Origin of the sequence: Pseudomonas sp. SIMBA_041, from assembly GCF_046535095.1 — a bacterium.
GTDB classification, from domain to species: domain Bacteria; phylum Pseudomonadota; class Gammaproteobacteria; order Pseudomonadales; family Pseudomonadaceae; genus Aquipseudomonas; species Aquipseudomonas mucoides.
Map to the genome: position 1 here is coordinate 1 of NZ_JAWRXJ010000002.1, position 20,648 is coordinate 20,648.

Here is a 20,648-nt window from a genome sequence, read left to right on the forward strand (position 1 = left end):
GGTGGGTGATGACGGGATCGAACCGCCGACATTCTGCTTGTAAGGCAGACGCTCTCCCAGCTGAGCTAATCACCCTTCACGTTCGGTGTGGCGCGCATTCTACGGAGCGACCTCACCTCTGGCAAGCACTTTTTTAAATAATTTTCTCAGGCCTTCCAAAGGCTTAGCGAAGGGTTGGCCTATGGCGCCGCTAAGAGAATAATGCCCCCCTTTGTATATAAGGAGAGACTTACCCCATGTGGTTCAAAAACCTGCTTATCTATCGCCTGACCCAAGATCTGCCTGTTGATGCCGAGGCGTTGGAAACTGCACTGGCCACCAAACTGGCGCGTCCATGTGCAAGCCAGGAGTTGACCACCTACGGTTTCGTCGCGCCATTCGGCAAGGGCGAAGATGCACCGCTGGTCCACGTCAGCGGCGACTTCCTGCTGATTTCTGCGCGTAAAGAAGAACGCATCCTGCCGGGCAGCGTCGTGCGTGACGCCGTAAAGGAAAAGGTCGACGAGATCGAAGCCGAGCAAATGCGCAAGGTCTATAAGAAGGAACGCGACCAGATCAAGGATGAAATCATCCAGGCGTTCCTGCCGCGCGCCTTTATTCGTCGCTCGTCGACCTTCGCCGCCATTGCGCCGAAACAAGGCCTGATCCTCGTCAACTCGGCCAGCCCGAAACGTGCCGAAGACCTGCTGTCCACCCTGCGTGAAGTGATCGGCACCCTGCCGGTACGTCCACTGACCGTAAAAATGTCGCCAACCGCCACCATGACCGAATGGGTCACCACCCAGAAAGCCGCAGACGACTTCTTTGTGCTGGACGAATGCGAGCTGCGTGATACCCACGAAGACGGCGGCATCGTGCGATGCAAGCGTCAGGACCTGACCAGCGAAGAAATCCAGCTGCACCTGAGCACCGGCAAAGTGGTCACTCAGCTGTCCTTGGCCTGGCAAGACAAACTGTCTTTCGTCCTCGACGACAAGATGGTGGTCAAGCGTCTGAAGTTCGAAGACCTGCTGCAAGATCAGGCGGAACAGGACGGCGGCGAAGAGGCCCTGGGCCAACTGGACGCCAGCTTCACCCTGATGATGCTGACCTTCGGCGACTTCCTGCCGGCGCTGGTTGAAGCGCTGGGCGGCGAAGAGACTCCGCAGGGGATCTAAAGCAAAACCGATTTCCCCTGAAGAAACCGGATCAACTGTGGGAGCCGGGCTTGCTCCGGGCGGCGTTCCGACGATGGCGCTATGTCAGTCTACAGATCAGCTGACTGACACACCGCCATCGCAGGCAAGCCGGCTCCCACATTGATTGGATTCCACCTTGGGATCGTTACTCATAATAAGGATCAAGCCATGCGTGCATTGGCAGCATTGAGTCGTTTTGTCGGGAACACCTTCGCTTACTGGGTACTGATTTTCGCGGTTCTGGCCTTCCTGCAACCGGCGTGGTTCATCGGCCTCAAGGGCGCAATCGTGCCACTGCTCGGGTTGGTGATGTTCGGCATGGGCCTGACCCTCAAACTTGAAGACTTCGCCGAAGTCGCCCGCCATCCGTGGCGCGTTGCGTTAGGCGTGGTTGCCCATTTCGTGATCATGCCCGGCGTGGCGTGGTTGCTCTGCCAGGCGTTTCACCTGCCGCCGGAAATTGCCGTCGGCGTGATTCTGGTCGGGTGCTGCCCAAGCGGCACCTCGTCGAACGTGATGACCTGGCTGGCACGCGGCGATCTGGCCCTGTCGGTGGCCATCGCCGCCGTCACCACCCTCCTCGCTCCGCTGCTGACTCCAGCGCTGATCTGGCTGCTGGCCTCGGCCTGGTTGCCGGTGTCGTTCATGGAGCTGTTCTGGTCGATTCTGCAAGTGGTGCTGTTGCCGATCATCCTCGGCGTGGTGGCGCAACGCGTGCTCGGTACCAAGGTTCGCCACGCGGTAGAAGTGTTGCCACTGATTTCGGTGGTGAGCATCGTGATCATCGTCACCGCCGTGGTCGCCGCCAGCCAGGCGAAGATTGCCGAGTCCGGCCTGCTGATCATGGCCGTGGTGATGTTGCACAACAGCTTCGGTTATCTGCTGGGCTACTTCACCGGCCGCCTGTTCAAGCTGCCTTTGGCCCAACGCAAATCGCTGGCGCTGGAAGTCGGCATGCAGAATTCCGGGCTGGGCGCCGCGCTGGCCAGTGCCCACTTCTCGCCGCTGGCGGCGGTGCCGAGTGCGTTGTTCAGCGTGTGGCACAATATTTCCGGGGCGCTGCTCTCGACGTATTTCCGTCGAATGAGCGAGAAACAAGACCGGGAAACCGCTGCGCGACAGGCCACCGAATAAGCCGCAAACTTGATCCCCGGATTAATGATGGGCACTCTATGGCGCAACGCGAGGACGACCTCGCGGCTCGATCGAGTCATTAATCTGGGGACGACCCCGTCAATCGATGGAGGTCTTTCATGTCCTGGATCATCCTGTTTTTCGCCGGCCTGTTCGAAGTCGGCTGGGCCGTTGGCCTGAAGTACACCGACGGTTTCAGCCGTCCCCTGCCCACCGCATTGACCGTTGCAGCCATGGCCATCAGCCTTGGCTTGCTGGGCCTTGCGATGAAGGAATTGCCGCTGGGCACGGCGTATGCGATCTGGACGGGGGTGGGTGCAGTCGGCACGGTGATTGCCGGGATCATTCTGTTTGGTGAGTCGATGGCGCTGTTTCGGCTGGCCAGTGTGGCGTTAATCATCGCTGGGTTGGTTGGGCTCAAAGTCAGCGCCTGACTTTAGACCGCCATCGCGAGCAGGCTTACTCCTACAGGTGATCTATGTTGGTCACAAATCACCTGTAGGAGTAAGCCTGCTCGCGATACGGCCAGCACATTCACCCACTATCTGACGGTGCCGCGCAACTCGCCAACCAGCGCTTGCAACTTGGCCGGCTCCGCCGCTTCAACCGCCACTGCTGGCCCCGCCACCAACGTTACCCGCGACCACAACCGGCGAAACAGCCCCTTGCCCGGATCACGACTGAAGAAACTCCCCCACAACCCCTGCAACGCCAGTGGAATCACCGGCACCGGCGTTTCTTCCAGTATTCGCGTCAGCCCCCCCTTGAACTCATTGATCTCCCCGTCAGCCGTCAATTTGCCTTCCGGAAAGATACACACCAACTCGCCATCCTTCAGATACTGCGCAATCCGCTTGAAGGCTCTTTCGTAGATTTGAATGTCTTCCTGACGCCCCGCGATCGGAATCGTCCCGGCCGTGCGAAAGATAAAGTTCAGCACCGGCAGGTTGTAGATTTTGTAGTACATCACAAAGCGAATCGGCCGACGCACCGCGCCGCCAATCAGCAGCGCATCGACAAAGGACACGTGATTGCACACCAGCAGCGCCGCGCCTTCATCGGGAATCAGCTCCAGATTGCGATGCTCCACGCGGTACATTGAGTGGCTGAGCAGCCAGATCATGAAGCGCATGCTGAATTCGGGGACGATCTTGAAGATGTAGGCGTTGACGCCGATGTTCAGCAGCGACACCACCAGGAACAGCTGCGGAATCGACAGCTTGACCAGGCTCAACAAGATGATCGAGACAATCGCCGACACCACCATGAACAACGCATTGAGAATGTTGTTGGCGGCAATCACCCGCGCCCGCTCGTTCTCGGCGGTGCGCGACTGAATCAGCGCATACAGCGGCACGATGTAGAAACCACCAAAGATCCCCAGGCCAAGGATGTCGATCAACACCAGCCAGGTGTGACCAAAGCCGAGAACTTCAACCCAGCCGTGGCCGGTCGCGCTGTCCGGAATACCGCCCGAATGCCACCACAGCAGCAAGCCAAACACCGTCAGACCGAACGAGCCGAACGGCACCAGGCCAATCTCGACTTTGCGTCCCGAGAGCTTTTCACAGAGCATCGAGCCGAGCGCGATCCCCACCGAGAACACCGTCAGAATCAGAGTCACCACGGTTTCGTCGCCGTGCATCCACTCTTTGGCATAGGCCGGGATCTGGGTCAGGTAAATCGCCCCGACAAACCAGAACCACGAGTTACCGACGATCGAACGCGATACCGCGGGCGTCTGTCCAAGGCCCAACTTCAACGTGGCCCAGGACTGGCTGAAAATGTTCCAGTTCAGGTGCATTTCCGGCGAAGCGGCCGCCGCCCGTGGAATGCTGCGACTGGCCAGGTAGCCGAGCACGGCAACGCCGATGATCGCGCTGGAAACGATAGGCGCGTAGTGACTGGATGACATCATGATCCCGGCGCCAATGGTCCCGGCGAGAATCGCCAGGAAGGTGCCCATTTCCACCAGCCCGTTACCGCCGACCAGCTCTTCTTCACGCAGGGCCTGGGGCAGGATCGAGTATTTCACCGGCCCGAACAGCGCCGAATGTGTGCCCATGGCGAACAGCGCCACCAGCATCAACGACAGATGATCAAAGACGAAACCCACCGCGCCGACCGCCATGATGACGATTTCGCCGAGCTTGATCAGGCGGATCAGGCGGTCCTTGGCGAACTTCTCGCCGAACTGTCCGGCCAGCGCCGAGAACAGAAAGAACGGCAGGATGAACAGCAGCGCACAGAGGTTGACGTAGATCGAGCGGTCACCGTCGATGGTCAATTTGTACAGAATGGCGAGGATCAACGACTGCTTGAAGATGTTGTCGTTGAACGCCCCGAGGGACTGGGTCACGAAAAACGGCAGGAAGCGCCGGGTGCGGAGCAAGGTGAACTGCGAGGGGTGACTCATCTTCCATGTGTCCCTGATGTTAGGTAGCGAGTGGCGTGGATACGGTTATTGGAATGCCGAACGTCGATCCAGGCCACACATTACCTAATCTTTGCAGGTTATTTCTTTAATCCTGCAATGCACGGCGAGACAAACAGTTCACCGCGCCACGCGCCTTGCAACGTGCGCCGGGCAACGATCAGCCACATCATCGCCAGCAACGCCACCAGCACGCAGCCAAACACACTGAAAAACGTCAGGTTCAAGGTGCTGGCCAGTTTCAACGTCGCCAGCGAGTAGACGCCCAACGGGAAGGTAAACCCCCACCAGCCGAGGTTGAACGGGATGCCGGCGCGCAGGTAACGCAAGGTAATCAGCACCGCAATCAGCATCCACCACAAACCGAAGCCCCACAGGGTGATCCCGGCTACCAGCCCCAGGCCGGCGGCGATTTCACCCATGCCCGGCAGACCGTTGGCGGCGAAGATGGCTGGCGCGTCCGCCCCCAGCAGCAACATGCCCAGTGCCCCGGTGCCAATCGGACCCAACGCGAGCCAGCTCGAAGCGGCCATATTTTCATGGGGCAATTTATGCAGCGCCATACGCAGCAACAGGATGGTCAGAATGCTGAAGGCCACCGGCAGGGAAAACGCCCAGAGCACGTAACTCGTCACCAGCACCACCAGTTGCGAATGCGCATCCGCCAGGTGCGGCGCCAGCAGGCCACCGCTGGCCGCCGCGACTTCCGCGGCCACCACCGGCAACAGCCAGACGGCGGTCATCTGGTCGATACTGTGTTCCTGACGGGTGAACATCATGAAGGGAATCAGCACGCCGCACGCCAGCGACATCGCCACATCCAGCCACCAGAGCATTTCGGCGATAGGAATCACGCCGTCACCCCAGCGCGGCAGACCGAACACCAGAAAGCCGTTGATGATGGTCGCCAGGCCCATGGGAATGGTGCCGAAGAACATTGAGACCGTGGAATGGCCGAAGATTCGCCGCGCTTCGTCGAAGAACAGCACCCAACGCGCGGTGTACACGGCGGTGAAGACGGCGAACAGGAAAATATTGAACAGCCACACCCCTTCGGCGAGCGCGCGCAAACCGGGAATGGCGAGGGGCAATTGCGCCAGCGCCAGCGCGAGCACCCCGGTGCCCATGGTCGCGGCGAACCAGTTGGGCGTGAATTGACGGATGACCTCACGCGGGTGCTGCAAATGGCTGAACGGTTTGATACCGGTTGTGACGCTGTTAGGGCATGTCATGGCGAACTCCTCTCCTCAGGTGAGGTGGAGCCCATGGTAGAACTGAATCGAATATCTATATAACGGGTAATATCTCTATAACTTATCTGTTTTGCAGATATAGATTCAGACACTGCCTTGCGATTCGATCACCAGAATTCGCGCCGCACCCTGCGGATGCGCCACATGCTCGGTGCCGACAGAGGCATAAAAGATGTCGCCAACATCCAACAGCGCCTGCTTCTCGATGCCCTCTTCGCGATAACGCATCTGCACCTGCCCATCCAGCACCACGAACACTTCCTGGCCATCGTTGACGTGCCATTTATAAGGCTGATCGGTCCAGTGCAAACGGGTGGTGATGCCGTTCATGTTGGCGATGTCGAGTGCGCCCCAGGCGCGATCAGCGGTGAAAGATTTGCTGCGGATGATCTTCATGGGGCGGTCCGTCGAAATGAATGAAGAGGCCAAGGCTAGCGATCAACGCACATCTGTGCCACAGACTTTCAACGAGCGCTGACGGATCAACGCCAGCAAAGCGCCAACGGAGAGCACGATCAGCACGGCACTGTAGCCGTCGGTCGTCGCGACCAGGCCGAAGCTTCGCGTCAGGTTCCCGGCCAACAGCGATGGCAGACAGAACGCCAGGTAACTGAGTACATAAAACGCCGACATCAGCCCCGCGCGCTCATGGGGTAGAGCCAATGGCACCAGACTGCGCACGGCCCCCAGAAAACCGGCGCCGAAACCACAACCAGCGACGAGCGTGCCGAGGAAAAACAACGGCAGGCTGGCGCTGTGCACGCCCAGTAGCACCAGGACGATACCGGTTGGCAGCAAGCTTGCTCCCAACTGCAGCGCCAGAGCAGCGGGACGATTGCGCAGGGTGAAAATCATCAAGGCCCCTGTCACCGTCAGCGCCGCGACGGTCGACCCGGCAATCAGGTTCGAGGTGGAACCGGTGGCCGTGCGCACCAACGAGGGAGCCAGGGACGCATAAAAACCGCCGAGCGCCCACGTTGCCGTATTCAGCGGCAGTACCCGCCATAAGGTCGAGCGCGCTTGAACCGGCACATGCAAGGTCGGCCGCAGCGAAGCCCAAGCCCCCGGTTGACGCGACACACTTTCCGGCAAACGCCAGATATAGAGCGCCTGCAACGCAAACAGGACGAACAGCAGCCAATACGTCAGGTGCAACGGCGCGGGTGCGAATTCGGCCAGCAAACCACAGCCCAATCCGCCCAGGGCCATGCCAAGCAGCGGCGCAACGCTGTTGATCAACGGCCCCTGTTGGCGGTCGGTGTCCAGCAGTGTGGCGCTCAGCACGGCGGTCGCCATGCCGGTGGCAAACCCTTGCAGCACTCGAGCACTGATCAGCCAGGCGACGCTGTCAGCATTGATAAACAGCAACATCGCCAGGGCATTCAACACCACGGCGGTGAAAATCACCGGCTTGCGCCCAAGGTGATCCGACAGCGAACCAACCGTCAGCAGCGCCGCCAGCAGGCTGAAGGCGTAGACACCGAAAATCAGGGTCAGGGTCGCGGCCGAGAAGTGCATCTGCTCTTGGTACAAGCGATACAACGGCGTCGGCGCCGTGGAAGCCGCGAGAAAACTGAGTAAAGTGATCGCCAGAAACCACAGGCTTGCACGATTTGAACGAGAACTGGACATCGGCATACTCCGCAAAAGCTAATTTTTCGCTTTTGCGGAGTGTGCTACTGGCTGGCGCTTAAAGCAAATTCTTTGTGTTAAGGTCCGATGCATGGCTTTTAGAGCCAGGGCGTTTGCCTGACGGCAAGTCTCGGCGAGAACAGGAAACAGGTAATGACAGGCCCCACCTTACGTCCCGGCGGCCGCAGTGCCCGGGTGCAGGAATCGATTCACAAGGCCGTGCGCGAATTGCTCGAAGAGCAGGAGCGCGCCAGCGTGACCGTGCCGCAAATCGCTGCGCGTGCAGGAGTTACACCGTCGACGATCTATCGGCGCTGGGGTGATTTGTCGGCATTGTTGGCGGACGTCGCCCTCGCCCGCATGCAGCCGGAAACCGCATCGGCCGATACCGGCAGCCTGCGCGGTGATGTGCAGGCCTGGGCGGAACAGTATCTGGACGAGATGAGTTCCGAACCCGGCCGCAACATGCTGCGCGACGTGCAAGCGAGCCTCAAGCCGAGCTATTGCGCCACGATCATTGGCGGGCAGTTGCAGATGATTCTGGATCGTTATCCGAATGAGCCAAAACCGAGTGTCGATCGGCTGATTAACATGGTGGCGGCGCCTATCGTGTTTCGCATCCTGTTTTCCGAGGCGCCGTTGGAGGTTGAGGAGTTGCATCGGTTGATCGGGATTGCGTTGAATCAGTAAGGGCCCAGACAACCAACATCCGCCTGATACGCCGCCTGCGACACCCCGCCACGCCACGACCTTGGTCGACACTGACTAACCGGGGCGGTCGTGCGAGACTGTCTGACCGGGCGGGAGTCCCGGGTGTCTTTCGTCGGGAGTTCCCATGTCGCTGTCCAGCGGGCTGATCGCCGCCGTCGCCCTGGCCTATATGGCCATCATGTTCGCCATTGCCTTCTACGGTGACCGTCGCAGCACGCCGTTGCCACCGCGCGTGCGCGCGTGGGTGTACAGCCTGTCGCTGGCGGTCTATTGCACGAGCTGGACATTCTTTGGCGCCGTGGGCCAGGCGGCGGAACAGCTCTGGTCGTTCCTGCCGATCTACCTCGGACCGATTCTGCTGCTGGTGGGCGCGCCGTGGGTCCTGCAAAAAATGGTGATGATCAGCAAACAGGAAAACATCACCTCCATCGCCGACTTCATTGCCGCCCGCTACGGTAAATCCCAGTCACTGGCGATTGTGGTGGCGTTGATCTGTCTGGTCGGCGTGTTGCCCTACATCGCCTTGCAGCTCAAGGGCATTGTGCTCGGGGTAAACCTGCTGATTGGCGCGGGCGCCGACGCGATGGGGGTTCGCGCCCAGGACACCGCCTTGATTGTGTCGCTGGTGCTGGCGCTGTTCACCATTGTCTTCGGTACCCGCAACCTTGATGCCACAGAACACCACCGTGGCATGGTGCTGGCCATCGCGTTTGAGTCACTGGTCAAGCTGTTCGCGTTTCTCGCCGTCGGTGCGTTCGTGACCTTTGGGCTGTACGACGGTTTCGACGACCTGTTCAACCAGGCCATGCTCGCCCCGCGCCTCGAAGAATACTGGAAGGAAACCATCAACTGGCCGTCGATGGTGGTGCAGACGGGCGTCGCGATGATGGCGATCATCTGCCTGCCCCGGCAGTTCCACGTGACGGTGGTGGAGAACATTGATCCTCAGGATTTGCGTCTGGCCAAATGGGTGTTTCCGGCCTACCTGGCATTGGCCGCGCTGTTTGTCGTCCCGATCGCCCTCGCCGGTCAGATGATGCTGCCCAGTTCGGTGTTGCCGGACTCGTTCGTCATCAGCCTGCCGCTGGCCCAGGCGCACCCTGCCCTCGCCTTGCTGGCGTTTATCGGCGGCGCCTCAGCGGCGACCGGCATGGTGATTGTCGCCAGCGTGGCGCTGTCTACCATGGTGTCCAACGACATGCTGTTGCCGTGGTTGCTACGCCGAAACAACGCCGAGCGACCGTTCGAAGTGTTTCGCCAGTGGATGCTCTCGGTACGCCGGGTGAGCATCGTGGTGATTTTGCTCCTGGCCTACGTCAGCTATCGCCTGCTGGGCTCGACCGCCAGCCTGGCAACCATCGGCCAGATCGCCTTCGCCGCCGTGACGCAACTGGCCCCAGCCATGCTCGGCGCGCTGTACTGGAAGCAGGCCAACCGTCGCGGCGTATTCGCCGGGCTCGCCGCCGGAACATTCCTGTGGTTCTACACGCTGATCCTGCCGATTGCGGCGCGTAGCCTCGGCTGGCCGCTGGAGAGCTTCCCGGGCCTGGCCTGGCTGCACAGCAACCCGATGAACCTGCCGATCACCCCACTGACCCAAGGCGTGGTGCTGTCGCTGGCCGGAAATTTCACGTTGTTTGCCTGGGTCTCGGTGTTGTCCCGGACGCGGGTTTCCGAGCACTGGCAGGCGGGTCGTTTCATCGGCCAGGAAATCAGCGCACGCCCCAGCGCCCGTTCGATGCTCGCCGTGCAGATCGATGATTTGCTGCAACTGGCCGCGCGTTTCGTCGGCGAAGAACGGGCGCGTCAGAGCTTCATCCGTTTCGCCTACCGCCAAGGCAAAGGTTTCAACCCGAATCAGAACGCCGACGGTGAATGGATCGCCCACACCGAACGCCTGCTGGCGGGTGTACTCGGTGCTTCCTCGACGCGGGCGGTGGTGAAAGCCGCCATCGAAGGCCGGGAAATGCAGCTGGAAGACGTCGTGCGCATCGCCGACGAAGCGTCGGAAGTGTTGCAGTTCAACCGCGCCCTGCTGCAAGGCGCGATCGAAAACATCACCCAGGGCATCAGCGTGGTCGACCAGTCACTGAAACTGGTGGCCTGGAACCGGCGTTATCTGGAGCTGTTCAACTACCCGGACGGCCTGATCAGCGTCGGACGCCCGATTGCCGATATCATTCGCCACAATGCCGAACGCGGCCTGTGCGGCCCCGGTGAAGCCGAAGTGCACGTCGCCCGCCGCCTGCACTGGATGCGTCAGGGCCGCGCCCACACCTCGGAACGACTGTTCCCCAACGGACGGGTGATCGAGCTGATCGGCAATCCGATGCCCGGTGGTGGTTTCGTCATGAGCTTCACCGACATCACCGCATTCCGCGAAGCCGAACAAGCGCTGACCGAAGCCAACGAAGGCCTGGAGCAGCGGGTGGCAGAGCGCACCCACGAGTTGTCGCAACTCAACGTTGCATTGACAGAAGCCAAGAGCACTGCCGAATCTGCCAACCAGTCGAAAACTCGCTTTCTGGCGGCCGTCAGCCATGACTTGATGCAACCGCTGAACGCTGCGCGCCTGTTCTCCGCCGCGTTGTCTCATCAGGACGATGGTCTGTCGGGCGAGGCGCAAAAACTGGTCCATCACCTGGACAGTTCGTTGCGTTCGGCCGAGGACTTGATCAGCGACCTGCTGGATATTTCTCGCCTGGAAAATGGCAAGATCAACCCCGACCCGAAGCCCTTCGCACTCAACGAATTGTTCGACACCCTTGGCGCCGAATTCAAGGCGCAGGCTCAGGAACAAGGGCTGAGCTTCCGGGTTCGGAGCAGCACGTTGCGGGTCGACAGCGACATCAAACTGCTGCGACGGATCCTGCAAAATTTCCTGACCAATGCGTTCCGCTATGCCAAGGGGCCGGTGCTGCTCGGCGTCCGGCGGCGCAAGGATGAATTGTGCCTGGAGGTCTGGGACCGCGGGCCGGGCATTGCGCAGGACAAACTGCAGGTGATCTTCGAAGAATTCAAACGCCTCGACAGTCATCAGACCCGCGCGGAGAAAGGCCTGGGATTGGGCCTGGCGATTGCCGATGGGCTGTGCCGCGTCTTGGGACACACGCTGCAAGTTCGCTCCTGGCCGGGGCGCGGCAGTGTGTTCAGCGTCAGCGTGCCACTGGCTCGGGCACAAACCGTGGTGGCGCCCAAGACCGCTGAACTCAACGGCCACGTATTGAGCGGCGCACAGGTGCTGTGCATCGACAATGAAGACAGCATTCTGATCGGCATGAACAGCCTGCTGACGCGCTGGGGTTGTCAGGTCTGGACCGCGCGTAACCGAGAGGAATGTGCAGCGCTGCTCAACGACGGCGTTCGTCCGCAACTGGCGCTGGTGGATTACCACCTGGACCATGGCGAAACCGGGACCGAGCTGATGGCGTGGCTGCGCACTCAACTGGGGGAACCCGTGCCGGGGGTGGTGATCAGCGCCGATGGCCGGCCGGAGACGGTGGCGCAGGTGCATGCGGCGGGGCTGGATTATCTGGCCAAGCCGGTGAAGCCGGCGGCGTTGAGGGCGTTGTTAAGTCGGCATTTGCCGTTGTAGCGCGGCGGGTTTTAGCTTTGCAGGGAGGCTTCTGCCGCCATCGCGAGCAAGCTCGCTCCCACAGGGTTTAGCGCTGTTCCTGTAGGAGTGAGCCTGCTCGCGATGCTTTTCCGGTTATTCCGGTAACTCGGCCAAGCCATCCACATCGGTCATCGCCCGCTCCAGCAAATCTGCCGGCAAGCTCTTGCTGGCCCGCGCGCCGAGCAACTTCAGCTGCTCGCTGCGACTGACCAGATTCCCCCGGCCTTCTGTCAGCTTGTTGCGCGCAGAGCTGTAGGCTTTGTCCAGTTGCTGCAAGCGATTGCCGACTTCGTCCAGATCCTGAATGAACAACACAAACTTGTCGTACAGCCACCCGGCACGCTCGGCGATTTCCCGGGCGTTCTGGCTCTGGCGCTCTTGCTTCCACAGGCTGTCGATCACACGCAAAGTCGCCAGCAACGTGGTGGGGCTGACGATCACGATGTTGCGGTCGAAGGCTTCCTGGAACAACGTTGGCTCCGCCTGCAAAGCCGCGGAAAACGCTGCTTCGATTGGCACGAAGAGCAAGACGAAATCCAGGCTGTGCAAGCCGTCGAGCCGTTTGTAATCCTTGCCGGACAGGCCTTTGACGTGATTGCGCAGCGACAGCACGTGTTGCTTGATGGCGATCTGGCCGATGGCGTCGTCTTCGGCCGCCACGTATTGCTGATAGGCCGTCAGGCTGACCTTGGAGTCGACCACCACTTGCTTGTCGCCCGGCAGGTAAATAATCACATCCGGCTGGAAGCGCTCGCCATCCGGGCCTTTGAGAGTGACCTGGGTCTGGTACTCGCGGCCCTTCTCCAGCCCCGCGTGTTCAAGCACTCGCTCGAGAATCAGTTCGCCCCAATTGCCCTGGGTTTTCTGCCCTTTCAAGGCGCGAGTGAGGTTGGTGGCTTCGTCGCTAAGGCGCAGGTTCAGCTGTTGCAGGCGTTCCAGTTCCTTGGCCAGCGAGAAACGCTCGCGCGCTTCGGCCTGATAACTTTCCTCGACGCGTTTTTCGAAGGACTGAATGCGCTCTTTCAACGGATCGAGCAACTGGCCCAACCGCTGTTGACTGGTTTCGGCGAAGCGCTGCTCACGCTCGTCGAAAATCTTGCCCGCCAGTTCGGCGAACTGCGCTCGCAACTCGTCTCGCGAACCCTGCAGGTCACTGAGGCGTTGCTGATGGCTTTCCTGTTGCTCGCGTAGCTCGGCGTTAAGTGACGCCGCCAGCGTGTCCAGGCGACGTAGCTCTGCCTCTTTACCGGCGCGCTCGATGTTCCAGGCGTGAGAGGCATCGCGAGCGTCGTCGCGCTCGATTTGCAGCAGTTCGACTTCACGGCGCGTGGCAGCGAGGTCCGCTTGCTTGGCGGCGTTGGCCTGGCTCAGGTCACCGATTTCATCGCGACAGGCGTCGAGTTGGGCATTCAGGCCGTCCTGCGCCAGTTGGGCCATGGCCAGGCGCTCTTCCAGCAGAGCCGCCTCGGCTTGCGAGCCGCTCGCACGGCGTTGAATTTGCCAGGCCAGTACCAGCAATGGCAGGCCCGCGCCTGCCAGACCGAGTAATAGGCTGGTCAAGTCCATAGCCATAAAGATTCCTGCCGATGAGATAAAGCTTGAAGGTTAACCAAGGCCACCTGACTTGGACAGCTCAGTCTTCGATCAGACCCAGTTCCTGCTGGGCCCGCGTATCCCCTGCTCGCGCGGCCTGACGCAGCAGGTCCTGACCAATGCGCCGATCACGGGCATTGCCGCATTCACGGCACATCAATTGCCCGAGGCGGCTTTGCGCAGCCACCACGCCTTCACGGGCAGGCTGCTTGAGCAAGCGCCCGGCGAAATGCTTGATGTTGGGGTTATCCCCAAGACGCGGACTGTCCAGCAGCCATTCGGCGACACGCATCGAAAAACGCTTGGGTGGGGTAACACGTGAAGGTGTGGAGGTAGCGGAGATTGATACTGAGCGAAACTTCATAAAGCACTGTGGGACAGATCGGAAGGCGCGCAACTGTACTCTTTTTTTCTTACAGGTAAAGCCTAAAAAAACCCGGCACGCCCGTGCTAGAGCAAGCGCTCGGGACAATCCACAGAAGCTGTGGATAACTCAGTGGACAACCGCCCTTGAACTCGCGCAAAGCCCTGTGGAATGGGGCTCGCAGTCAAACTGACGATTTTTTCACCAGTAAAAAAAAGCGATGTTTTTCATTGACTTAAATTTTCAATACAGGCACCCACTGCGGGTGGGGCCTGGATGACAGTGGGGTTACAGTCTGCGCAACTTATGTGCACAAGTACCTTGGCGGCGGTTATATGGATGCACTTTTTCGGCGCGTTTTTGCATGACCTCTGGGGATAAATCGGCAAAACCCTTGATCCAGGCAGTTCGCGAGCCGATGAATGACAGCCACCACCGGTCGGAATGTGAGCGATTGCGGGGTGCGCTGGCCAGGCTCATCGATCTTTTTTGCTAACACACTTCCATTCTAAAATTCAATCCGTTACTATCCGCGGCGTTAGTACCAAGCTGAAAGTCAATTCTGGTCGAACAAATCCTCGCGGTCAGCCTTCCCTCAAGAGAAGCCTCCACCGACAAAACAGGATCGACCACCTCGATGGTTTCCAGGTAAACCTTGCGCCAACACAGCCTTCGAACAAAGCGAAGGGTGTTGCGAAGCTCACTTACTCTGGCCGAACCAGCCTGCAAATTGATCAGGATCTTCACCCCGGGCCCAGAACCTTTGCCCTTGATGTGTTGCCTGCCCTCCTAAGTACCTACCTGCCAGCCCAAGCGCGCCAATTATCAGCGCTTCAAACTGGCTGCTTTGTTCCAGTCGGGTTCTTCGTTCGACCAATGGTGGTCGTCGTCACTGGAACGTTTAAATTTTGCACGGCTCTTATCCGTGTCGCTTGTAGGAACACCAACACTATGTCTACTCAAATCCACACTCAGGATGCCATTCGCACCCTAACCAACGCTTTTGCTCCAATGAACTGCCTGATCATGGCGGCTCGCAAAGGCTGCTTCAGTTTCACTCTGGTCAACGAACACGGCATCGCTCGTCACAGCGAACGCCTGTACCCCGATCAATACTCCAGCGCAGAGCCGCTGCAGGCCGTGATCGAGCGTACCCGCCAGGCATTGATTGCCTGAGACGCCAGTAAGACTGAAAAACCAAAAGCCCTGCTCAAAAAGCGGGGCTTTTTATTGCCTGATATTTCCCTTTTCGCTGCAACTCGTTAAGCACAAAGCGATATAACGGTTATAACTCGAAGCTGGAAATATTTTAAAAACAGTCCTTTACAGCGCGAATATGACACTACACTTCAACTCAAGCGGCTTGATCCGCTTCCGGCGAGCCTGATTCGATCCACCGCTGCCAAGGCCCCCTTCAGGTATCGCCGCCCACTTCGTGTTTCGAGGGCTTTATGGGTATCGCTGCCAGCGAACTGTGCCGTTATGTGATTCGTCCGACCTTGATCTACCTGGGACGCCATAGCGCAACTGCCGAATCCTTGCTGCTGGGCATCGCCGCCAGTCAGTCAGCCCTTGGTTCCGCCCTGCATGACCGCCGTGGACACGGCCTGTACCGAATCGCCGAACCCCGCCACCAGGCACTCTGGGATCACTATCTGGCGCTGGACCCGGAACGGGCAAGTCTCGTCCGCGGCCTGGCCAGCCAACATGCGTTTCTCAGTGGGCCGCATCTGGAATTGACCGTTAACCTGCGTTACGCCACCGCCATTGCCTGGCTGCTGGTCGAAGAACAAAACACGCCCCTCCCCGCCGCCGATGATGTGTTGGGCATGGCCCGAATCTGGCGCCAGACCTTTCAGCCTCAAGGACGCCTGCGCGACTTCACTTGCGCCTGGCAAACCTGTGTTTCACCGCTGAATCAGGTCGCCTGCTGACCCATCGGTTTCACAAGTTCGTGCATCCGACCGCGAACCTGGTCGGATTGTCCTACAAAACCGCTCTAACTCAAGCCATACAGCCTATAGCGCTGGGACGAAAATGTTGGTAATTTTCGCCCCGGTGATCACCAGGAGTTCTAATAATGAAAAAAGTAATGCTCAAAACCACCCTTAGCCTCGCCGTTACCCTGGCATCCACCCAGCTCTTTGCAAGTGGCTTTGCCCTTAACGAACAAAGCATCAGCGGGATGGGAACAGGTTTTGCCGGGCGATCTTCTTCTGCCGACGACGCATCCACTATTGTTGGTAACCCTGCCGGTATGTCCCGCATCAAGCGCGAACAAGTGACCGGCGGTGTTGCATTCATCGACGCACACACTGACATCAGCAACGCCAGCTCCAGCCCGAATGGCGGCACCAACAAAGGTGACATGGTCCCTTTCATGGGCGTGCCGATGGGCTACTACGTCAAGCCAATCGATGACCACTGGGCATTCGGTATCGGTGTGTACGCACCGTTCGGTCTGGTAACCGACTACGAAAACGGCTTTGCCGGTCGTTACTTCGGCAGCAAGAGCGAAGTTAAGATCGTCACCCTGCAACCGACTGTCAGCTACGCCTTCAACGACAAGGTGTCCATCGGTTTCGGCCCGACCATCAACCGCATCGACGGCACCCTGGAATCGAACCTGTCGATCACCCAGGCCGCGCCAGACGGCAAGGTCAAGATCAAGGGTGACGACACCGCGCTGGGCTACAACATCGGCGTACTGGTTCAAGCCACCGACAGCACCCGCGTCGGCCTGACCTACCACTCGAAAGTGAAGTACAAGCTCGACGGCGACACCAAGGTCAACTACAACGTGCTGGGCCTGATCGGCCAGAACCCAAGCCAGAAATACGACGCGTCGCTAGACCTGACCACGCCTGAATCGGTGGACTTCTCGGTCACTCACCAGCTCGACGACAAGTGGACTCTTTACGCAGGCAGTACCTGGACTCGCTGGAGCCGCCTGAAAGACATCACCGTCGAAAGCAAAGGTGTTCCGGCCGTACTGAACGGTCAGTTCGGTACCATCACCGAAGAACAGAACTGGCACGACACCTGGGCTCACGCCATCGGCGCGTCTTACCAGTTGAACAAGGAATGGGTACTGCGTACCGGTTTGTCCTTTGACCAGGCGCCGACCAACAACGCCGACCGTTCCCCACGCATCCCGACTGGCGATCGCAAGATTTTCAGCCTGGGCGCTGGCTGGAGCCCGACAGACGACCTGACCATCGACGTGGCGTATTCGTACCTGCACGAAGAGTCGGTCAAGGTCAACAACGTCAACGACCGTGGCCAAACCTACAACGCCAAGTATGAAAACTGGGCGAACGGTTTCGGTGTCGGCGCGACCTACCGCTTCTGATGATTCAAGGCGAGGCTGAACCGCTCGCCTGCTGAATCAAAAAAAGCCCCGCTCTCTTATACAGAGGCGGGGCTTTTTGGTGGGCGCGAATCAGGGTTGGGAAGCCAGGGCTTTCTGCACCGAGGCAATGAACTCGGGATCATCGGGTTTGGTCAGGCTGGAGAAACTGGCGATCACCTGGCCTTTGCGATCGACCACGTATTTGTAGAAATTCCACTTCGGTGCGCTGCTCTGCGCGGCCAGGACCTTGAACAGGTGCGTCGCGTCCTCACCTCGCACTGCTTGCGGTTCGGTCATGGTGAAGGTCACGCCGTAATTCACGTAACAGACCTTGGCCGTCTCGGCGGTGTCCTTGGATTCTTGCTTGAAATCGTTCGACGGAACGCCAATCACCTCCAGCCCCTCTTCCTTGAAACGCTGATTGAGCGCCTCAAGGCTTTTGAACTGCGGGGCGAAACCGCAGTGGCTCGCGGTATTGACCACTACCAGCGGTTTACCTTCGAACCGTTGGCACAGGTCGATCGATTCCTTGGCCCGCAGTTTTTGCAATGAGCCTTGTAACAGTTCAGGGCACTCAGCCTGAGCCAGTCCGGTCATTGCCATCAGCAACGCGGGGACTGCAATCCAGCGCATCAGCATGTCGGTGCATCCTTGAGAAGTCGTCAAAAACGAAGTTACTCGCCCCCGCCGCTCCCTAGCAAGCACCCATGCCCAATTGCATCAGCGCCAGACCGCCCTGATGCCAGCCCCACCATGACAATGCCAGCAGCAAGGCGCAGACAGCGGCTACAGCGATTCGCGGCCAAAGACTGTTCATATCGCACTCATCTGTGTTTGCAGGCGCGCCACCGGCCGCTCACGCACCGGCCAGTTCAGGGCAGCAGCCAACAGGCTCAAGAGAATTGCCACTTGCCAGATCAAGTCATAGCTCCCGGTCCGGTCATACACCACCCCGCCCAGCCAGCCGCCAAGAAACGAACCGAGCTGATGAAACAGGAACACAATCCCGCCGAGCATGGACAGGTTGCGCACACCGAACAGGGTCGCCACGGTGCCGTTGGTCAGCGGTACGGTCGACAGCCATAAGAACCCCATGGCCATACCGAACAGGTAGGCCGTGGTCGTCGTGACCGGGGCCCACAGGAACAGCGCGATCACCACCGCCCGCAACAGGTACAAACCGGTGAGCAAACGCGGTTTGGACATGCGTCCGCCAAGCCATCCGGCGGTGTACGTGCCGAAGATGTTGAACAACCCGATCAGCGCCAGCACCGTGGTGCCGACCGTGGCCGGAAGGTGTTGATCCACCAGATACGCCGGCAAATGCACGCCGATGAATACCACTTGGAAACCGCAGACGAAAAAGCCGAACGCCAACAGCCAGAACCCCGAATGGGAGCAGGCTTCGCGCAGCGCTTCGGAGAGGGTTTGTTCGTGACCGAGCGTCGGCAGCGGTTTGTCCTTGAGCATGCTCACCAGCGGCACGATCAACGCCACCAACAGGCCCAGCACCAGCAACGCGGCGGACCAGCCGAGCCAACCGATCAAGCCCAACGTGCCCGGCAGCATCGCGAACTGGCCGAACGAGCCGGCCGCACTGGCGATGCCCATGCCCATGCTGCGCTTCTCCGGTGGCACCGCACGGCCGACCACTCCGAGGATCACCGAGAACGAAGTGCCGGACAGACCGATGCCGATCAACAGGCCGGCGCTCAACGACAACGTCACGGCGGAATCTGACAGTCCCATGAACACCAGGCCCAGCGCATACAGCACACCACCGACCAGCACCACTTTCGCCGCGCCGAAGCGATCGGCCAGTGCGCCAGTGAAGGGCTGCGCCAGGCCCCAGATCAGATTCTGCAAGGCGATGGCAAACGCAAAGGTCTCACGCCCCCAGCCGAACTCGGCACTCATCGGCGCCAGAAACAGTCCGAAGCCGTGGCGCACGCCCAACGACAACGCGAGGATCAGCGCACTCCCCACCAACACCCAACCGCACGTACGCCACATCGATGTCATTTCTTATTCTCCGGTAGCGGGTATATACCCGCTTAAGATCGGAAAAACCGGCTTCAGGCCAGTTCGTCCAGCAGTCGCAACAAGGTTTCGCGTTTTTCGGCGCCCAATCGGTCAATCAACCGTTGTTGAGCCGCTTCCCAGGCCGGCAGGGCCGCTGCCAAGCGCTCGGCACCGGCCTCGGTCAGGCGGACAATGCGATTGCGCATGTCCTCGCCCTCGACCAGCTTCACCAGCCCCTCCCCCTCCAGCACGCGCAAATTGCGTCCGAGGGTGCTGCGGTCCAGGCCCATGGCTTCGGCGAGGGTGGAAATACTCGGTTGATCCAGGCGCTGCAAATTGCACAGCAAAGAATACTGGGCAACGTTGATCCCGAAGCCGTCGAGAGCGCCGTCGTAATGCCTGCTGACGCCACGTGCGGCGCGACGCAGATTGATACATAAACATTGGGAGTCGAGCATGGTGCGTGTATATACCCGCGGTTGTGTTAAATCAAGTTATGGATAGATATAGAAATGGCAGTGCTTGAAAGACCGATATCGTGAGCAGGCTCGCTCCTACAGCGGAATGCGATCAACTGTAGGAGTGAGCCTGCTTGCGAAGAGGCCAGCACATCCTGCACAAAAGCCATCAGATCAACGCCAATCCTACCAGCACCACCATCTCCAGCAATTCCAGCAATGCCCCGGCCGTGTCCCCCGTCGTCCCGCCCAATCGACGCACCATCACCTGGCGCAACCACACAAAAACCACTGCCGCCAGCACCACCGCCCAAACACCGCTGAGCCCCGCAATCAGCACACACGCCACCGCACTGACCGCCAACACCTGCTGACCCGCCAATCGCGGCAGATGATCCGCCAACGCCTGCCCCAGCCCGCCTGCACGCACATACGGCGTGGTCAGGAACAAGCCCAGCATCGCGCTGCGGCCAATCAACGGAACGATGATCAGGACAATACCGTGCTGCTGCTCGATCAACGCCAACAACGCCGCGAATTTCAGCAACAACACCAACACCAGCGTCACCACGGCAATCGGCCCGCTGCGCGGGTCTTTCATGATCGTCAGCGTGCGTTCCCGATCACCAAAACCACCGAGCCACGCGTCGGCGCTATCGGCCAGACCGTCCAGGTGCAACCCGCCGCTGAGCAAGACCCAAACCGTCAGCAACAACGCCGTATGCAATAACAACGGCGTTCCCAGTAAAAACCCATTCAGCGCCCACAGAATCGCGCCGAACAGCAGCCCCACCAGCGGATAAAACAGCAGCGACCGGCCCAGCTCCTGAGGCGCCGGCATGCCGGGCAGGCGAATCGGCAGACTGCTCAGAAATTGCAGGGCGATCCAGAATGGCAGCAT

At 59.7% G+C, this 20,648-nt stretch carries 19 protein-coding genes and 1 tRNA gene; 8 read left to right on the forward strand and 12 right to left on the reverse strand.

All coding sequences use genetic code 11. The features are described 5' to 3' along the window. Positions 1-2: 2 nt before the first annotated feature. Positions 3-75: transfer RNA gene (locus tag SB725_RS03660), tRNA-Val, on the reverse strand. A gap of 161 nt (positions 76-236) precedes the next feature. Between SB725_RS03660 and rdgC the strand changes: the two genes are divergently transcribed. From rdgC to sugE, 3 genes are all read left to right on the forward strand, one after another. Beyond that, a complete protein-coding gene (gene rdgC, locus SB725_RS03665) occupies positions 237-1,157 on the forward strand; it encodes a recombination-associated protein RdgC (protein ID WP_007945202.1) in 921 nt (306 codons plus the stop codon). Between the two features lie 189 nt (positions 1,158-1,346). Continuing rightward, a complete protein-coding gene (locus tag SB725_RS03670) occupies positions 1,347-2,312 on the forward strand; it encodes a bile acid:sodium symporter family protein (protein ID WP_027922463.1) in 966 nt (321 codons plus the stop codon). 119 nt (positions 2,313-2,431) lie between these two features. Beyond that, positions 2,432-2,746: a quaternary ammonium compound efflux SMR transporter SugE gene (sugE, locus tag SB725_RS03675; protein WP_027922462.1), complete on the forward strand. Its 315-nt coding sequence runs from the start codon at positions 2,432-2,434 to the stop codon at positions 2,744-2,746. A 107-nt stretch (positions 2,747-2,853) separates the two neighbouring features. Here the strand turns inward: sugE and SB725_RS03680 are convergent, their stop codons facing one another. The 4 genes from SB725_RS03680 to SB725_RS03695 form a co-directional block, all read right to left on the reverse strand. After that, entirely contained in the window at positions 2,854-4,728 is a 1,875-nt protein-coding gene (locus tag SB725_RS03680) for an MFS transporter (RefSeq protein ID WP_027922461.1), read from the reverse strand. A gap of 98 nt (positions 4,729-4,826) precedes the next feature. Continuing rightward, entirely contained in the window at positions 4,827-5,978 is a 1,152-nt protein-coding gene (locus SB725_RS03685; protein ID WP_059181351.1) for a TDT family transporter, read from the reverse strand. 105 nt (positions 5,979-6,083) lie between these two features. Next, a complete protein-coding gene (locus SB725_RS03690) occupies positions 6,084-6,395 on the reverse strand; it encodes a cupin (protein WP_027922459.1) in 312 nt (103 codons plus the stop codon). Between the two features lie 42 nt (positions 6,396-6,437). Further along, a complete protein-coding gene (locus SB725_RS03695) occupies positions 6,438-7,631 on the reverse strand; it encodes an MFS transporter (protein WP_059181352.1) in 1,194 nt (397 codons plus the stop codon). A gap of 153 nt (positions 7,632-7,784) precedes the next feature. On the opposite strand from SB725_RS03695, the gene SB725_RS03700 reads away from it, so the two are divergent. Continuing rightward, positions 7,785-8,321, forward strand: a complete 537-nt coding sequence (locus tag SB725_RS03700; RefSeq protein ID WP_027922457.1) for a TetR/AcrR family transcriptional regulator — start codon at positions 7,785-7,787, stop codon at positions 8,319-8,321. A 145-nt stretch (positions 8,322-8,466) separates the two neighbouring features. Beyond that, positions 8,467-11,937: a PAS domain-containing hybrid sensor histidine kinase/response regulator gene (locus SB725_RS03705; RefSeq protein WP_027922456.1), complete on the forward strand. Its 3,471-nt coding sequence runs from the start codon at positions 8,467-8,469 to the stop codon at positions 11,935-11,937. Positions 11,938-12,051: 114 nt separating this feature from the next. Here SB725_RS03705 and rmuC read toward each other — a convergent pair whose 3' ends face one another. Then, positions 12,052-13,416 carry a DNA recombination protein RmuC gene (gene rmuC / locus SB725_RS03710; protein ID WP_170219178.1) on the reverse strand — a complete coding sequence of 455 codons (1,365 nt, stop codon included), beginning with the start codon at positions 13,414-13,416 and terminating at the stop codon, positions 12,052-12,054. 175 nt (positions 13,417-13,591) lie between these two features. Then, entirely contained in the window at positions 13,592-13,915 is a 324-nt protein-coding gene (locus SB725_RS03715; RefSeq protein ID WP_081743915.1) for a sel1 repeat family protein, read from the reverse strand. Between the two features lie 951 nt (positions 13,916-14,866). Between SB725_RS03715 and SB725_RS03720 the strand changes: the two genes are divergently transcribed. From SB725_RS03720 to SB725_RS03730, 3 genes are all read left to right on the forward strand, one after another. Continuing rightward, a complete protein-coding gene (locus SB725_RS03720; protein WP_019407963.1) occupies positions 14,867-15,091 on the forward strand; it encodes a hypothetical protein in 225 nt (74 codons plus the stop codon). A gap of 275 nt (positions 15,092-15,366) precedes the next feature. Then, on the forward strand, positions 15,367-15,849 hold the full coding sequence (locus SB725_RS03725; RefSeq protein ID WP_027922453.1) for a hypothetical protein: 483 nt from the start codon (positions 15,367-15,369) through the stop codon (positions 15,847-15,849). A gap of 146 nt (positions 15,850-15,995) precedes the next feature. Further along, on the forward strand, positions 15,996-17,267 hold the full coding sequence (locus SB725_RS03730) for an OmpP1/FadL family transporter (RefSeq protein WP_027922452.1): 1,272 nt from the start codon (positions 15,996-15,998) through the stop codon (positions 17,265-17,267). Between the two features lie 90 nt (positions 17,268-17,357). On the opposite strand, the gene SB725_RS03735 is transcribed toward SB725_RS03730, so the two are convergent. The 5 genes from SB725_RS03735 to SB725_RS03755 form a co-directional block, all read right to left on the reverse strand. After that, entirely contained in the window at positions 17,358-17,906 is a 549-nt protein-coding gene (locus tag SB725_RS03735; RefSeq protein ID WP_027922451.1) for a glutathione peroxidase, read from the reverse strand. A gap of 55 nt (positions 17,907-17,961) precedes the next feature. Then, positions 17,962-18,084, reverse strand: coding sequence for a hypothetical protein (locus SB725_RS03740; RefSeq protein WP_007977581.1), 123 nt, complete (start codon positions 18,082-18,084; stop codon positions 17,962-17,964). Further along, positions 18,081-19,289: an MFS transporter gene (locus SB725_RS03745; RefSeq protein WP_310260959.1), complete on the reverse strand. Its 1,209-nt coding sequence runs from the start codon at positions 19,287-19,289 to the stop codon at positions 18,081-18,083. Before SB725_RS03745 ends, SB725_RS03740 begins: the two co-directional genes overlap by 4 nt. Positions 19,290-19,342: 53 nt before the next feature. Then, positions 19,343-19,747 carry a MarR family winged helix-turn-helix transcriptional regulator gene (locus tag SB725_RS03750; RefSeq protein ID WP_027922449.1) on the reverse strand — a complete coding sequence of 135 codons (405 nt, stop codon included), beginning with the start codon at positions 19,745-19,747 and terminating at the stop codon, positions 19,343-19,345. A gap of 169 nt (positions 19,748-19,916) precedes the next feature. Next, the gene (locus SB725_RS03755) at positions 19,917-20,648 is read right to left on the reverse strand and encodes an adenosylcobinamide-GDP ribazoletransferase (RefSeq protein ID WP_059181354.1); all 732 of its coding nucleotides are present in this window, start codon (positions 20,646-20,648) and stop codon (positions 19,917-19,919) included.